11 protein-coding genes are annotated in these 15807 nt (G+C 71.6%); 8 read left to right on the forward strand and 3 right to left on the reverse strand.

Translation table 11 applies throughout. The features are described 5' to 3' along the window. Positions 1–7: 7 nt before the first annotated feature. The 7 genes from ACIRNI_RS10280 (at position 8) to ACIRNI_RS10310 (ending at position 12665) form a co-directional block, all read left to right on the forward strand. A complete protein-coding gene (locus ACIRNI_RS10280) occupies positions 8–1033 on the forward strand; it encodes a carbohydrate ABC transporter permease (protein WP_403550118.1) in 1026 nt (341 codons plus the stop codon). 14 nt (positions 1034–1047) lie between these two features. Next, a complete protein-coding gene (locus ACIRNI_RS10285; protein WP_403550827.1) occupies positions 1048–1914 on the forward strand; it encodes a sugar ABC transporter permease in 867 nt (288 codons plus the stop codon). An 83-nt stretch (positions 1915–1997) separates the two neighbouring features. After that, positions 1998–3662, forward strand: a complete 1665-nt coding sequence (locus ACIRNI_RS10290; RefSeq protein ID WP_403550120.1) for a glycoside hydrolase family 13 protein — start codon at positions 1998–2000, stop codon at positions 3660–3662. Then, positions 3647–4720: a LacI family DNA-binding transcriptional regulator gene (locus ACIRNI_RS10295; RefSeq protein ID WP_403550828.1), complete on the forward strand. Its 1074-nt coding sequence runs from the start codon at positions 3647–3649 to the stop codon at positions 4718–4720. Before ACIRNI_RS10290 ends, ACIRNI_RS10295 begins: the two co-directional genes overlap by 16 nt. A 327-nt stretch (positions 4721–5047) precedes the next feature. Beyond that, positions 5048–6754, forward strand: a complete 1707-nt coding sequence (locus ACIRNI_RS10300; protein WP_403550121.1) for a carbohydrate-binding module family 20 domain-containing protein — start codon at positions 5048–5050, stop codon at positions 6752–6754. A 124-nt stretch (positions 6755–6878) separates the two neighbouring features. Then, entirely contained in the window at positions 6879–12212 is a 5334-nt protein-coding gene (gene pulA, locus ACIRNI_RS10305) for a pullulanase-type alpha-1,6-glucosidase (protein ID WP_403550829.1), read from the forward strand. 102 nt (positions 12213–12314) lie between these two features. Beyond that, positions 12315–12665 carry a 5-carboxymethyl-2-hydroxymuconate Delta-isomerase gene (locus ACIRNI_RS10310; protein ID WP_403550123.1) on the forward strand — a complete coding sequence of 117 codons (351 nt, stop codon included), beginning with the start codon at positions 12315–12317 and terminating at the stop codon, positions 12663–12665. Here the strand turns inward: ACIRNI_RS10310 and ACIRNI_RS10315 are convergent. Further along, positions 12650–13408, reverse strand: a complete 759-nt coding sequence (locus ACIRNI_RS10315; RefSeq protein WP_403550125.1) for a TetR/AcrR family transcriptional regulator — start codon at positions 13406–13408, stop codon at positions 12650–12652. The two genes, ACIRNI_RS10310 and ACIRNI_RS10315, sit on opposite strands and share 16 nt — an antisense overlap. A 62-nt stretch (positions 13409–13470) precedes the next feature. Here ACIRNI_RS10315 and ACIRNI_RS10320 point away from each other — a divergent pair, with 62 nt between their 5' ends. Further along, positions 13471–13791, forward strand: a complete 321-nt coding sequence (locus ACIRNI_RS10320) for a hypothetical protein (RefSeq protein WP_403550127.1) — start codon at positions 13471–13473, stop codon at positions 13789–13791. Between the two features lie 19 nt (positions 13792–13810). On the opposite strand, the gene ACIRNI_RS10325 is transcribed toward ACIRNI_RS10320, so the two are convergent. Both ACIRNI_RS10325 and ACIRNI_RS10330 read right to left on the reverse strand, forming a co-directional pair. Beyond that, positions 13811–14872 (reverse strand): PDR/VanB family oxidoreductase, encoded by a 1062-nt coding sequence (locus tag ACIRNI_RS10325; protein WP_403550129.1) that lies wholly within the window; start codon positions 14870–14872, stop codon positions 13811–13813. A gap of 3 nt (positions 14873–14875) precedes the next feature. Beyond that, complete coding sequence (locus ACIRNI_RS10330) at positions 14876–15796, reverse strand: metal-dependent hydrolase (RefSeq protein WP_403550130.1); 921 nt, start codon at positions 15794–15796, stop codon at positions 14876–14878. Between the last annotated feature and the right edge of the window lie 11 nt (positions 15797–15807).

Here is a 15807-nt window from a genome sequence, read left to right on the forward strand (position 1 = left end):
CCGACCCATGGCTGTCGAGACCAGCCAGTCGGAGGCCACCGCCGCGGGCGCCCACAGCGCCCGCGGCCGCGGCCGCCGCACTGAGAAGAACCCGGGGCACCCGGCCCCGGGCCGGCTGCGCAGGGCGCTGACCACTCACTGGTACGCCTGGAGCATGGTCGCTCCGGTCGTCGCCGTGATCGGCGTGATCATCGGCTACCCGCTCGTGCGCGGTGTCTACCTGTCGCTCACCGACGCGAACGAAGCCAACGTCGAGCGCACGATCGGCGTCAACCACATCCCCGCGACGTACCAGTCCGTGGGTCTCGACAACTACAAGGCGATCCTCACCGACGGCGTCTTCTGGGACCGGCTCGGCTGGACCGTGGTGTGGACCGTCGCCTGCGTGTCGCTCTCCTTCACGCTGGGCCTGGCCCTCGCCACCCTGCTCAACCGGAAGATCAAGGGCCGCGCCTTCTACCGCATGGCCCTGGTCCTGCCGTGGGCCGTGCCCGCCTTCGTCTCCGTCTTCACCTGGAAGCTGCTCTTCAACGAGCGCAGCGGCCTGTTCAACAAGCTCCTCGCGGGCGGCGGCATCGACGGCATCTCCTGGCTGAACGACCCGACCTGGGCGAAGATCTCGGTCATCGCCGTCAACGTCTGGATCGGCGTGCCCTTCATGCTGGTCGCCCTGCTCGGCGGGCTCCAGGCCATCCCCGGCGAGCTGTACGAGGCCGCCGAGATGGACGGCGCCACCCCCTGGCAGCGGTTCCGCCACATCACGCTGCCCGGGCTGCGGCCGGTCTCCGCGACGGTCACGCTGCTCAGCTGCATCTGGACCTTCAACATGTTCCCGGTGATCTTCCTGCTGACCCGGGGCGGGCCCGGTGACGCCACCGAGATCCTCGTGACGTACGCCTACCGGCTCTCGTTCGTCGTCAGCCCGCGCGACTACGCGGCCTCCGCGGCCTGGGGCGTGGTGATCCTGCTGCTCCTGTCGCTCTTCGCGGTGGTCTACCGCCGTGCGCTCAAGAAGCAGGGAGACATGTGGTGAGCACCGCAACCCAGATCCGCAAGACCGGTTCCGGTAAGGCCCGCAAGGTGCGCGGCCGCGAGGAGCGCTCCCCGCTGGCCTCCGTCGCGCTGCACCTGACGCTGCTGGCCGCCACCGTCATCGCGGTCTTCCCGCCGCTGTGGCTGGTCATCACCTCCTTCAAGCCGAAGACCGACGCGTTCGACACCTCGCTCGTCAAGAACTTCACGCTCGGCAACTACACCCACGTCATCAACAACACCCAGTTCCTGTCGTGGCTCGGCAACTCGCTGATCGTCGTCGGAATCACCACCGTCGTCGGCGTCTTCATCTCCGCCACCACCGGCTACGCCGTCAGCCGCTTCCGCTTCCCGGGCCTGCGCCCGCTGATGTGGATGCTGCTGATCACCCAGATGTTCCCGGTCGCGGTCCTGATCGTGCCGCTGTACAACCTGCTCGCCTCGATGGGGCTGCTCAACCAGCCGGTCGGCCTGGTCGTCACGTACCTGACCGTCGCCGTGCCGTTCTGCGCCTGGATGATGAAGGGCTACTTCGACGGCATCCCGGCCGAGATCGACGAGGCGGGCCGGGTCGACGGACTGACGCCCTTCGGCACCTTCTGGCGGCTCATCATGCCGCTCGCCAAGCCCGGTCTCGCCGTCACGGCGTTCTACACCTTCATCACCGGCTGGGCCGAGGTCGCCTACGCCTCCGCGTTCATGACCGGCGAGGAGAACCTCACCCTCGCGGGCGGCCTGCAGACCTTCGTCAACCAGTACACCGCCGACTGGGGCTCGCTGACCGCCGCCGCCGTGCTCATCGCTGCGCCCGCGGCCGTCGTCTTCGGCCTGGTCCAGCGGCACCTGGTCTCCGGACTGACCGCCGGCGCCACCAAGTCCTGATCCTCCGTCCCGGTCTGCGGTGACCGGTCCGTGCCTGACGCCGGACCGGTCACCGCTCCACTCCTCATGACTCCAGGGAAGACATGACCCAGCACCTTGCTGCCCCCGCCCCCTCCGCAACCGGCACGACCACCGGCACGCACACGGGCTGGTGGAGAGACGCGGTGATCTACCAGGTCTATCCGCGCAGCTTCGCCGACGGCAACGGCGACGGCATGGGCGACCTGGAAGGCATCCGCAGCCGGCTGCCGTACCTGAAGGAGCTCGGCGTCGACGCCGTCTGGCTCAGCCCCTTCTACGCCTCGCCGCAGGCCGACGCCGGGTACGACGTCGCCGACTACCGCGCCATCGACCCCATGTTCGGCTCCCTGCTGGACGCCGACGCGCTGATCCGCGAGGCCCACGAGCTCGGCCTGCGCATCATCGTCGACCTCGTCCCCAACCACTCCTCCGACCAGCACGAGTGGTTCCAGCGCGCCCTGCGCGAGGGCCCCGGATCGCCGCTGCGCGAGCGTTACCACTTCCGCAAGGGGAAGGGGGCTCTTGGGGAACTGCCCCCCAACGACTGGGAGTCCATCTTCGGCGGCCCCGCGTGGACCCGCGTCGCGGACGGCGAGTGGTACCTGCACCTCTTCGCGCCCGAGCAGCCCGACTTCAACTGGGAACACCCCGCCGTACGCGACGAGTTCCGCTCCATCCTGCGCTTCTGGCTCGACATGGGCGTCGACGGCTTCCGCGTGGACGTCGCCCACGGGCTGGTGAAGGCCGACGGCCTGCCCGACATCGGCTCCCACGACCAGCTCAAGCTGCTCGGCAACGACGTGATGCCCTTCTTCGACCAGGACGGCGTCCACGAGATCTACCGCTCCTGGCGCCAGGTCCTGGAGGAGTACGACGGGGAACGCGTGCTCGTCGCCGAGGCCTGGACCCCGACCGTCGAGCGCACCGCGAACTACGTGCGCCCCGACGAGATGCACCAGGCCTTCAACTTCCAGTACCTCGGGACCCACTGGGACGCCGCCGAGCTGCGCAAGGTCATCGACGCCTCGCTCGCCGCGATGCGCCCCGTCGGCGCCCCCACCACCTGGGTGCTGTCCAACCACGACGTGACCCGCCACGCCACCCGGTTCGCCAACCCTCCCGGCCTCGGCACCCAGCTGCGCACGCCCGGCGACCGGGAGCTCGGGCTGCGCCGGGCCCGCGCCGCCACCCTGCTGATGCTGGCGCTGCCCGGCTCCGCCTACCTCTACCAGGGCGAGGAGCTCGGCCTGCCGGACGTCACCGACCTGCCCGACGAGGTGCGCCAGGACCCGTCGTTCTTCCGCGCCACCGGCCAGGACGGCTTCCGCGACGGCTGCCGCGTGCCCATCCCGTGGACCGTCGAGGGTTCCTCGTACGGCTTCGGCAGCGGCGGCAGCTGGCTCCCGCAGCCCGCGAGCTGGGCCGCCCTGAGCGTCCAGGCCCAGACCGGCGACCCGTCGTCGACGCTGGAGCTGTACCGCGCCGCGCTGGCGGTGCGCCGGGAGCAGCCGGGGCTCGGCGCGGGCGACGAGGTGGAGTGGCAGGAGGCGCCCGAGGGGCTGCTGGTCTTCCGCCGCGACGGCTTCGTCTGCACGGCCAACACCACCGGTGAGGCGATACGGATCGAGGTGCCCGGCCGGATGCTGCTCGCCAGCGAGCGGGTGCGCACCAGCGTCGACGGCACCACCGACATACCCGCCGACACCACCGTCTGGTGGGCGGTGTGACGGCCCTCGTGCCGTCGGGCGAGCCGCGGGGCGACGGAGGAGGGGGCGCCCCGCGGCTCGCGGACATCGCGGCGCAGGCCGGTGTCAGCGAGGCCACCGTCAGCCGGGTCCTCAACGGCAAGGCGGGCGTCGCGGGCGGCACCCGGACCCGGGTGCTCGCCGCCCTCGACGTCCTCGGCTACGAGCGGCCCGTCCGGCTCAAGCGGCGCAGCGCCGGCCTGGTGGGGCTCGTCATCCCCGAGCTGACCAACCCCATCTTCCCGGCGTTCGCACAGGTCATCGAGCAGGTGCTGGCCGGGCACGGCTACACGCCGGTGCTGTGTACGCAGATGCCGGGCGGCGCCACCGAGGACGAGCTCGTCGAGCAGCTGGAGGAGCGGGGCGTCACCGGCATCGTCTTCCTGTCCGGGCTGCACGCCGACTCCGCCGCCGACCCGGCCCGGTACGCCCGGCTGGCCGGGCGGGGCGTGCCGTTCGTCCTCATCAACGGCTTCAACGAGCACATCGACGCCCACTTCGTCTCGCCCGACGACCGCTCCGCCGCCCGCATGGCCGTACGGCACCTGGTGGAGCTCGGTCACGAGCGCATCGGCCTCGCCATCGGGCCGACCCGGTACGTGCCGTCGCGCCGCAAGGCCGAAGGGTTCACGGCGGCGCTGCACGCGTTGTTGGGGGTGGCGCGCGAGAACGCCGAACTGCTCGTGCGGCCCACGCTGTTCGGCGTCGAGGGCGGCCATGCGGCGGCGGCCGAACTTCTCGACGAGGGCTGTACGGGGATCGTGTGCGGCAGCGACCTGATGGCGCTCGGCGCGATCCGCGCGGTACGGGGGCGCGGGCTCGACGTGCCCGGGGACGTATCGGTCGTGGGGTTCGACGACTCACCGCTCATCGCGTTCACGGACCCACCGCTGACCACGGTGCGCCAGCCCGTGCAGGCGATGGCGACGGCGGCGGTCGACGCGCTGCTGGAGGAGATCGACGGGAACCCGGTGCAGCGCACGGAGTTCGTCTTCCAGCCGGAGCTCGTGGTGCGGGGTTCGACCGCGCAGCGCCGGTAAGGGGCTACCCGGTCCGGCCGGCCGGGCGCGTGGGGCCCCGGGGTGAAGGGGACCCTCGGCCGACCGGACCGGAGCGCTGGTTGAAAGTAGCACCGCTGCAACTGCTTGCGAAAGACTTTGCAGCGAGGAAACCCGCGGATTTCCGGGGTGTAACCGGACTGTGTCCGAGGGGTTGACCGTACGCCGACGGGCTCGTACGGTCTCGACCGAAAACTGTTGCTGCTTTCTTGCAGCAAGAACCTTCATATCCATAGGCCTTGCGGGCATGGCGCGTTGCCGCACGAGGCTGCACCGTCGCATCCGCACCTCCCTTCCCCAGGAGGCACCATGGCCAGAAAGCCCGTGGCCGCCGCGCTCGCCCTCGCCACCCTCGTGGCGGGGGTCGCGGTCGCCCTCACGGCGCCCCCCACCCCCGCGCAGGCCGCGCCGCCCGGCACCAAGGACGTCACCGCCGTGCTCTTCGAGTGGAACTTCGCCTCCGTGGCGAAGGCCTGCACCGAGCAGCTCGGCCCCGCCGGATACGGCTACGTCCAGGTCTCGCCGCCCCAGGAGCACATCCAGGGCGGCCAGTGGTGGACCTCGTACCAGCCCGTCAGCTACAAGATCGCGGGGCGCCTCGGCGACCGCACCGCCTTCAAGAACATGGTCGACGCCTGCCACGGCGCGGGCGTCAAGGTCGTCGCCGACTCCGTCATCAACCACATGGCGGCCGGGAACGGCACCGGCACCGGCGGGACGGCGTACACCAAGTACGGCTACCCCGGCCTGTACTCCGCCCCCGACATGGACGACTGCACGGCCCACATCACCACCTACCAGGACCGCGGCAACGTCCAGAACTGCGAGCTCGTCGGACTCGCCGACCTCGACACCGGCGAGGAGTACGTCCGCACCAAGATCGCCGGCTATCTGAACGACCTGCTGTCGCTCGGCGTCGACGGCTTCCGCGTCGACGCCGCCAAGCACATGCCGGCCGCCGACCTCACCGCCATCAAGGCCAAGCTCACCCGGCCGGACGTCTACTGGAAGCAGGAGGCCATCCACGGCGCCGGGGAGGCCGTCTCGCCCAGTGAGTACCTCGGCAGCGGCGACGTGCAGGAGTTCCGGTACGCCCGCGACCTCAAGCGCGTCTTCACCGGCGAGAACCTCGCCTACCTGAAGAACTTCGGCGAGGCCTGGGGCTACATGGAGTCCGGCAAGTCCGCCGTCTTCGTCGACAACCACGACACCGAGCGCGTCGGCGACACCCTCAGCTACAAGTCCGGCTCTGCCTACACGCTGGCCAACGTCTTCATGCTGGCCTGGCCGTACGGCTCCCCGGACGTCCACTCCGGCTACGAGTGGACCGACAAGGACGCCGGCCCGCCCGCCGGCGGCCAGGTCAACGCCTGCTACAGCGACGGCTGGAAGTGCCAGCACGCCTGGCGCGAGATCGCCTCCATGGTCGCCCTCCGGAACGTGGCCCGCGGTCAGGGCGTCACGAACTGGTGGGACAACGGCGCCGACGCCATCGCCTTCGGCCGCGGCGACAAGGCGTACGTCGCCCTCAACCACGAGACGTCCGCCCTCACCCGCACCTTCCAGACGTCGCTGCCCGCCGGCGACTACTGCGACGTCCAGTCCAACCGGCCGGTCACGGTCAACGGCTCCGGACAGTTCACGGCGACCCTCGGCGCCGGTACGGCGCTCGCCCTGCACGCGGGTGCGCGGACCTGCTCCGGCGGGACCACCACCCCGGTGACCGGCGGCGCGTCCTTCGCCGTCCACGCCACCACCGTCCCCGGCGAGAACATCTACGTCACCGGCGACCGGCCCGCCCTCGGCAGCTGGAACCCGGCCTCCGCGCTCAAGCTCGACCCGGCGGCGTACCCCGTCTGGAAGCTCGACGTGAACCTGCCGGCCGGCACCTCCTTCGCGTACAAGTACCTCCGCAAGGACGCCGCCGGGAACGTCACCTGGGAGAGCGGCGCCAACCGCACGGCCACCGTCCCGGCCTCCGGGAAGGTCACCCTGAACGACACCTGGCGCGCCTGAGCCCACCCGCTTCACGCCCCGCGCCCGGACCTTCCCCGGGCGCGGGGCCCCTTCTCCGCAACCCTCCCCGAGGAGAACCCCCTTGATACGGCTCCCCTCCGGATCCGGCACCGGATCCAGAACCCTGCCGCGCGCAGCCGCGGCCGCACTCGCGGCGGCGACGGTCGCCGCGCTCGTGCCCGCGCTCCCGGCCGCCGCGGCCCCCAGGCCGCCCGCGCCGCCGTCGGACCAGGCGCTCGCCGCCCAGCCCGCCCGCCACGACCTGACCCGGGAGCAGTTCTACTTCGTGCTGCCCGACCGGTTCGCCAACGGCGACCCGGGCAACGACCGCGGCGGCCTGACCGGCACACGCCTCACCACCGGGTACGACCCCGCCGACAAGGGCTTCTACCAGGGCGGCGACCTCAAGGGCCTGACGGAGAAGCTCGACTACATCAAGGGTCTGGGCACCACCGCCATCTGGATGGCACCGATCTTCAAGAACCAGCCCGTGCAGGGCGAGGGCAAGGACGCCTCGGCCGGCTACCACGGCTACTGGATCACCGACTTCACCCAGGTCGACCCCCACTTCGGCACCAACGCCGACCTGGAGACGCTCATCGACAGGGCCCACGCCAAGGGCATGAAGGTCTTCTTCGACGTCATCACCAACCACACCGCCGACGTCGTCGACTACAAGGAGAAGTCCTACGGCTACCTCTCCAAGGGCGCCTTCCCGTACCTGACGAAGGACGGCGTCCCCTTCGACGACGCCGACTACGCCGACGGTACCCGGCGCTTCCCGAGGACGGACCTCGACGCCTTCCCGCGTACGCCCGTCGTGCCCGAGGAGAAGCGGAACCTCAAGGTCCCCTCCTGGCTCAACGACCCGGCGATGTACCACAACCGGGGCGACTCCACCTTCGCCGGCGAGTCCTCCACGCACGGCGACTTCGCGGGCCTGGACGACCTGTGGACCGAGCGCCCCGAGGTCGTCGAGGGCATGGAGAAGATCTACCAGCGCTGGGTGCGCGACTTCGACATCGACGGCTTCCGCATCGACACCGTCAAGCACGTCAACACCGAGTTCTGGACCCAGTGGGCCACCGCCCTCGACGCGTACGCCGCGAAGCAGGGCCGCGACGACTTCTTCATGTTCGGCGAGGTGTACTCCGCCGACCCGGCCGTCACCGCCCCCTACGTCACCCGGGGCCGGCTCGACGCCACCCTCGACTTCCCCTTCCAGGACGCCGCCCGCCGGTACGCCTCCCAGGGCGGCCCCGCGACCAAGCTCTCCGAGCTGTTCGCGCAGGACTACCGCTACACCACCGACAAGGCCAACGCCTACGAGTCGGTGCCCTTCCTCGGCAACCACGACATGGGCCGCTTCGGCACCTTCCTGAAGCAGGACAACGCCAAGGCCGGCGACGAGGAGCTCGTGGCCCGCTACCGGCTCGCCAACGAGCTGATGTTCCTCACCCGCGGCAACCCCGTCGTCTACTACGGCGACGAGCAGGGCTTCACCGGCGCCGGCGGCGACAAGGACGCCCGCCAGACGCTGTTCGCGTCGAAGACCGCCGACTACCTCGACGACGACCAGCTCGGCACCGACCGCACGCACGCCGACGACGCGTACGACACCGGCCACTCCCTCTACCGCTCCATCGCCGCGCTCTCCCGGCTCACCAAGGCCCACCCGGCGCTCCGCGACGGCGTCCAGACCGAGCGCCACGCCGACAGCGGCCAGGGCGTGTACGCCTTCTCCCGCTTCTCCGGCGCGGACACGAAGGCGCGCACCGAGTACGTCGTCGCCGTCAACAACGCCACCGCCCCGAAGACCGTGGAGCTCACCACCGACTCCCCGGCCACCGCTTTCCGGTACGTGTACGGCGGCACCGGCACGGTCACCGGGGGACAGACGCTGAAGCTGACCGTCCCCGCCCTGTCCTCCGTCGTCCTCAAGGCGACCAAGCCCGTCCCGGCCCCCGCGACCAAGCCCGCCATCGCGCTCAAGGCCCCGGCCGCCGGAGCCACCGGCACCGTCGAGGTCGCCGCCGACGTCGACGGCGGCGGCCTGAACCGCGTCGTCTTCGCCGCCCAGCAGGGCACCGGGAAGTGGCAGGTCCTCGGCTCCGCCGACCACGCCCCGTACAAGGTCACCCACACCGTCACCGCACCCGCGGGAACGGCCCTGCGCTACAAGGCCGTCGTCGTCGACAGCACCGGCCGCACCGCGAGCGCCCTCGCCACCACCACCGCCGGGCAGGCGCCGAAGCCCGGCAAGCCCAGCGCCGTCGACCGCGACTACGCCGTCGTGCACTACCAGCGCCCGGACGGCGACTACGACGGCTGGCAGCTGAGGACGGGCGCCACCACCGCCGCCTTCACCGGCCGTGACGCGTACGGCGCCTTCGCCTGGGTCAAGGTCGAGGACGGCGCGACGTCCGTCCCGTACACCGTCGAGAAGAACGGCACCGCCGACGGCCCGCAGCGCGTCCTCGACCTCTCCGCCACCGGCCAGGTCTGGATCAGGCAGGGCGCGGACGGCCAGGCCGACAAGGCGCCCGACGGCGCCTACCCGCCGCAGGACCCGGGCAAGGCCGTCATCCACTACCACCGCCCCGACGGGAACTACGACGGCTGGGGCCTGCACACCTGGACCGGCGCCGCCACCCCCACCGACTGGTCCAAGCCCCTCCAGCCCGTGCGGAAGGACGCCTTCGGGCTCACCTTCGAGGTACCGCTCGCCGCCGGGGCCACCTCCCTCTCCTACATCGTCCACAAGGGCGACGAGAAGGACGTCCCCGCCGACCGGTCGCTCGACTTCGGCACGTACGGCAAGGAGGTCTGGCTCCTCACCGGCGACACCGGCTACCTCCTGCCCACCTCGGGCGCCGCGCCCGCCCTCGACCTCACCAAGGCCGAGGCGCAGTGGATCGACGCCGACACCGTCGTCTGGAAGGTGAAGGCCACCCCCGGCACCAGCCGGCAGCTGGTGTACGACCGGGACGGCTCCATCACCGCGACCAAGGGCGCCCTCTCCGACGAGGGCCGCTGGCTGCGGCTGAACCCCGGCGCGCTCACCGACGCGCAGAAGGCGAAGTACCCGCACCTCAAGGACTACCCCGCCTTCACCCTCGACCCGCGCGACCGCGACCGGGTGCGTGACGCGCTGCGCGGCCAGCTCATCGCCACCCACCGCGCCCCCAACGGCGCTCTGCTCGCCGCCACCGGCGTCCAGATCCCGGGCGTCCTCGACGCCCTCTACGGCACGCAGGCGCAGACCACGGCGCTCGGCCCGGTCTTCCGCAAGGGCACGCCCACCCTCTCCGTCTGGGCGCCCACCGCGCAGAACGTCGCCCTCGAACTCGACGGCAGGCGCGTGGCGATGAAGCGCGACGCCGCGACCGGCGTCTGGTCCGTCACGGGCGGCAAGAACTGGCGGAACAAGCCGTACCGGTACGAGGTGACGGTCTGGGCGCCCAGCGTCCAGAAGGTCGTCACCAACAAGGTCACCGACCCCTACTCCACCGCCCTCACCACCGACTCGGTCCACAGCCTGGTCACCGACCTCGCCGACCCGGCCCTCGCTCCGGCGGGCTGGACCACCCTGAAGAAGCCCGCCGCGACCCCGCTGCGGGACGCGCAGATCCAGGAGCTGCACGTCCGGGACTTCTCGGTCGCGGACCGCACCTCGAAGCACCCCGGCGGCTACCTCGCCTTCACGGACACCGCGTCCGACGGCATGAAGCACCTGGAGAAGCTGGCCGCCAGCGGCACGTCGTACGTCCACCTGCTGCCCGTCTTCGACATCGGCACCATCCCCGAGAAGAAGTCCGGCCAGAGCGTGCCCGCCTGCGACCTGAAGGCGTACGCGCCCGACTCCGACGAGCAGCAGGCGTGCGTGGCGAAGGCCGCCGCCAAGGACGCCTACAACTGGGGCTACGACCCGCTGCACTACACCGTCCCGGAGGGCTCCTACGCCTCCGACCCGGAGGGCACGCGCCGCACGGTCGAGTTCCGGCGCATGGTGCAGTCCCTCAACCAGGCCGGGCTGCGCACCGTCATGGACGTCGTCTACAACCACACCGTCGCGAGCGGCCAGTCGGAGAAGTCCGTCCTCGACCGGATCGTGCCCGGCTACTACCAGCGGCTGCTGGCCGACGGCACCGTCGCCACCTCCACCTGCTGCGCCAACACCGCGCCCGAGAACACGATGATGGGCAAACTCGTCGTCGACTCGGTCGTGACCTGGGCGAAGGAGTACAAGGTCGACGGCTTCCGCTTCGACCTCATGGGCCACCACCCCAAGGCCAACATGCTCGCCGTCCGCGAGGCCCTCGACGCCCTGACCCTGGAGAAGGACGGCGTCGACGGCAAGAAGATCATCCTGTACGGGGAGGGCTGGAACTTCGGCGAGATCGCCGACGACGCCCGCTTCGTCCAGGCCACCCAGAAGAACATGGCCGGCACCGGCATCGCGACCTTCTCCGACCGGGCCCGCGACGCCGTCCGCGGCGGCGGCCCCTTCGACGCCGACCCCGGCGTCCAGGGCTTCGCCTCCGGCCTGTTCACCGACCCCAACACCTCGAAGGCGAACGGCACCCCGGCCGAGCAGAAGGCCCGCCTCCTGCACTACCAGGACCTCATCAAGGTCGGCCTGACCGGCAACCTCGCCTCCTACACCTTCACCGACACCTCGGGGAAGCAGGTCAAGGGCTCCGAGGTCGACTACAACGGCGCCCCCGCCGGCTACGCCGCCGCCCCCGGCGACGCCCTCGCCTACGCGGACGCCCACGACAACGAGACCCTGTACGACGCGCTCGCCTTCAAGCTCCCGGCGGCCACCTCTCCCGACGACCGGGCCAGGATGCAGGTCCTCGCCATGGCGACCGCCGCGCTCTCCCAGGGCCCCGCGCTCTCCCAGGCCGGTACCGACCTGCTGCGCTCGAAGTCGCTGGACCGCAACTCGTACGACAGCGGCGACTGGTTCAACGTCCTCAACTGGGACTGCCGGGCCGGCAACGGCTTCGGGCGCGGCCTGCCGCCCGCCGCCGACAACAAGGACAAGTGGTCCTTCGGCAAGCCGCTCCTGTCGTCGCCGTCCCTGACGGTGGGCTGCCCGCAGATCACCGGAGCCTCCGCCGCCTACCGGGACCTGCTGAAGATCCGTACGACGGAGAAGGCCTTCGGCCTCTCCACGGCCGACCAGGTCCAGTCCGCGCTCTCCTTCCCCCTCTCCGACAAGGAGGAGACCCCCGGCGTGATCACCATGCGCCTGGGCGACCTGGTCGTGGTCTTCAACGCCACCCCCGAGGAGCAGGCCCAGAAGGTCCCCGCGCTCGCCGGCCAGGGCTACGCCCTCCACCCGGTCCAGGCGGGGGGTGCCGACGCCACGGTCAAGTCGTCGTCCTACGAGGCGACTTCGGGCACCTTCACGGTTCCGGCCCGCACGGTGGCGGTTTTCGGCCGCAGCTGACGCGAACGGTGACGGATTGACCGCGGGCGCCCTGCCGACGGCAGGGCGCCCGCCTATCGTGAAGCGGCGCACCACTCACACGAGACAGGAGTGACCACCCCCATGCCGCACATCAGAGTCGACTACTCGGCCTCCCTGGAGGACGCCTTCGACCGGCGGGGCTTCGCCCTCGCCCTGCACCCGGTGGTGGCCGACACCGTCAGCACCCACGTCTCCAACTGCAAGTCGCGCTTCCGCCACGCCGAGGAGACGGTCGTGGGCGACGGCTCCGTCGACGGCGCGGTGATCCACGTCGCGATCAGGCTCGCGCCCGGCCGTACGGACGAGGTCAAGGGGCGGCTGACGGAGGCCGTCCTCGCGCTCCTGCCCGCGCACGTGAAGCCGGTGGAGAACCTCGCCGTGCACCTCTCCGCCGAGGCCCACGACTTCGAGCGGTCCTACCGCAGGCGCTGAGACGGAACCTGCGACAGGGCCCGCGCCCTCGGCAGCAGCGCGTCGAGCCGGCCGACGAGGTCGCCCAGCGGACCGTCGGCCGGCTCGTCCGCGAACATGCGGAGCACCAGCGCCGCCATCTCGTCGTCGTACGCGGCGCTCACCGCCGCCAGCGCCGCGAAGTCGTGCACCAGCTGCAGCTCCAGCTCGGCGCGCGGGATGCGGCGCCCGTCCAGCCACAGCAGCGCGGTCGACTCGGCGAGCGACACCCAGGACCGGACGACCAGCTCCAGCCGGGCGGGCGGGTCGGTCACGCCCAGGTGGGAGAGGATCTGCTCGTACGCGGCCTGCCGCACCTCGTCGATCATCGCGTTCGTCGTGGAGACTGTGCTTGCTGAGCAGGCTCCGCCTGCGGGGACGGCCGGGCCGCCGCGCATCAGCGCCGCGAAGCCCGGCCCGTGCTCGTCCACGAAGCCGAAGAACCGCCCCATCACGCGCAGCAGCCGCGCGCCCAACGGGCCCTCGTGCGGCTCCTCGAAGCGGGCCGCCAGCTCGTCCGCCGCGCGCCGCAGGGCGGCCTCGTACAGGCTCTGCTTGCCGGGGAAGTAGTGGTACACCAGCGGCCGGGAAATGCCCGCGGCGGCGGCGACCTCGTCGATCGACACGTCCTCGGGGGGACGGCGGCTGAACAGCTCCAGCGCCACACCGATCAGCTGGCGTCTGCGCTCCTCGACGCCCATCCTGCGGCGTACCCCGGTCGTCATGCCGAACAGCCTAACCGTCCCTTCGAACAGTGCCCGCTACACCTTCCGTTACGCTGCCGGACATGAGCCTCTCCGACGAGGGAACCCCGCACGCTCCGGACGCCGGACCGCACCCTGAACCGCGCTCCGGACTCAGCCCGCGCCAGGCGCGGCGCCTGCGGATCGCCGCCGCCTCGGTCCTCCTGGTGGCGATGGCGGTCGTCCTGGTGCTGCGGCTGGCCAGCCGCACCTCCGTGCTGGTGGTCGGCGTGTACGGACTGGCCATGATCCTGTGCGGCGTCGTGATCGAGCTCAGCCGCAACGGCCGTACCCGGCTGGGCACCTGGCTGCTCGGCGGCGGCCTGCTGGCCGCGCTGGTCGCCGACTGGCTGCTGCTGCCGTAAGCCCTGTTTCGCCCCGGGCCTACAGGTCCAGGACCAGTCGTTCGCCGCGGCAGCGCGAGACGCAGATCAGCATCGAGTCGTGCCGCTCGTCGTCCGTCAGCAGCTCGTCCCGGTGGTCCACCTCGCCCTCCAGCACCCGCTGCTGGCAGGTCCCGCAGAACCCCTGCTCGCACGAGTACGACACGTGCGGCACCTCCGCGCGGACGGCGGCGAGCACGGACTGGTCCGCCGTCACCGCCACCGTGCGGCCGGAGCGGCGCAGTTCGACCTCGAAGGCCCCGCCGCCCGCGCCGGAGGCGCCGCCCGGCGCGAACCGCTCCAGATGGAGGGCGGCGCCCCGGGGAAGGGCCCCGGCCACCGCGTCCATCAGCCCGTCCGGGCCGCAGCAGTAGACCTGGGTCTCCTCGGGCACGTCGGCCAGGAAGGCGCCCACGTCCGGCAGCCCGGCCTCGTCCTCCGCCACCACCGTGACGTTGCCCAGCTCCTCGACCTCGTCCAGGAACGGCATCGTCGCGCGCGAACGCCCGCAGTACAGCAGCCGCCAGTCCGCGCCCGCCGCCCGCGCCGCGCGCACCATCGGCAGCACGGGCGTGATGCCGATGCCGCCGGCGACGAAGACGTACGCGGGCGCGGCGACGAGCGGGAAGCGGTTGCGCGGCCCCCGGATCTCGACCTCCGTGCCCTCGTGCAGCTGTTCGTGCACCTCCCGGGAGCCGCCCCGCCCGTCCTCGACGAGCCGGGTCGCGATGGTGTACGTGTCGGCGTCGGCCGGGTCGCCGCACAGCGAGTACTGCCGCACCACCCCCGACGGCAGCACCACGTCCAGGTGCGCGCCCGGCTCCCACGGCGGCAGCCCGGTGCCCTCCAGCCGCAGCTGGACCACCCCTTCGGCGGGCGAGCTCCGCCCCGTGACGAGCACGCGGCGGCGCACGGTCGACGCCCGGCGGCCCCGGCCCGAGACGGGCTCCTCCAGGGCGGGCAGCGGCCACAGCGGGGCCGCCTGGATACGGCGGCGCAGGGCCCGCTTCGCCAGCAGCGCCGCTCCGGCGGCGAGGACGACGGTACGCAGACGGGGTGGCATGGCTCAGTGACCTCCGTGGGCGGCGTGGGCGGCGTGGGCGGCGGTGGCGGCGTTGGCACCCGGGGAGGAGGCGAGGTAGGCGACCGCCTGGGCCGTACTGCCCTCCTGGGAGGGGTGGTAGGCGCGGCTCAGGTAGCGGGGTATGGAGCGCAGCATGTCCGGTGTCGACGGCAGGACGCCCTGCCGCCCGCGCCGGACGAAGTCCCCGAGCGTCGCCTTCCCGTCCAACAGGGAGGGGTCGTTCTCCATGAAGAACCGCACCCCGCGCTGCCACAGGAAGACCAGCGCCGAGAACGCCGTCGCCCACGTGCGCACGCGCCGCCGGTAGCCGCCGTCGACGTGCCGGAACAGCTCGAAGGCGACCGCGCGGTGCTCGACCTCCTCCGCGCCGTGCCAGCGCAGCAGATCCAGCATCACCGGGTCCGCGCCGCGCCGGTCCAGCTCCTCGGCGTTGAGCACCCAGTCGCCGAGGAAGGCGGTGTAGTGCTCGATCGCGGCGATCAGCGCCACCCGCTCCATGAGCCACCACTGCCGCGCCTTGCCGGGCGGCAGCGTCCGGTCGCCGAGGAGCTTCTCGAAGAGCCAGTCGACCTGCGCGGTGTACGGGGTCGGGTCGAGCCCCAGCTTCTTCAGGTGCGGCAGCACGTCGTCGTGCGCCTGGGAGTGCACGGCCTCCTGGCCGATGAACCCGATGACGTCCGCGCGCAGCCGGTCGTCCCGGATGTAGGGCAGGACCTGCCGGTAGACGTGGATGAACCAGCGCTCCCCGGCCGGGAGCAGCAGGTGCAGCACGTTGATGGTGTGGGTGGTGAACGGGTCGCCGGGAACCCAGTGGAGCGGGGTCTCCTCCCAGTCGAAGGAGACCTTCCGGGCCTTCAGCTCGATCCGCTCCGACGTCCTCGCCGCCGGCTGCGTATTAGACATGGCGTCAATGT

This window comes from Streptomyces sp. NPDC093546, assembly GCF_044765045.1.
Taxonomy (GTDB): Bacteria; Actinomycetota; Actinomycetes; order Streptomycetales; family Streptomycetaceae; genus Streptomyces.

What these genes read in the sequence shown, in the direction of transcription:
- ACIRNI_RS10280 (WP_403550118.1), top strand. Translation starts at nt 8, where the DNA reads ATGGCTGTCGAGACCAGCCAGTCGGAGGCCACCGCCGCGGGCGCCCAC.
- ACIRNI_RS10290 (WP_403550120.1), top strand. Translation starts at nt 1,998, where the DNA reads ATGACCCAGCACCTTGCTGCCCCCGCCCCCTCCGCAACCGGCACGACC.
- ACIRNI_RS10300 (WP_403550121.1), top strand. Translation starts at nt 5,048, where the DNA reads ATGGCCAGAAAGCCCGTGGCCGCCGCGCTCGCCCTCGCCACCCTCGTG.
- ACIRNI_RS10310 (WP_403550123.1), top strand. Translation starts at nt 12,315, where the DNA reads ATGCCGCACATCAGAGTCGACTACTCGGCCTCCCTGGAGGACGCCTTC.
- ACIRNI_RS10315 (WP_403550125.1), bottom strand. Translation starts at nt 13,408, where the DNA reads ATGACGACCGGGGTACGCCGCAGGATGGGCGTCGAGGAGCGCAGACGC.
- ACIRNI_RS10320 (WP_403550127.1), top strand. Translation starts at nt 13,471, where the DNA reads ATGAGCCTCTCCGACGAGGGAACCCCGCACGCTCCGGACGCCGGACCG.
- ACIRNI_RS10325 (WP_403550129.1), bottom strand. Translation starts at nt 14,872, where the DNA reads ATGCCACCCCGTCTGCGTACCGTCGTCCTCGCCGCCGGAGCGGCGCTG.
- ACIRNI_RS10330 (WP_403550130.1), bottom strand. Translation starts at nt 15,796, where the DNA reads ATGTCTAATACGCAGCCGGCGGCGAGGACGTCGGAGCGGATCGAGCTG.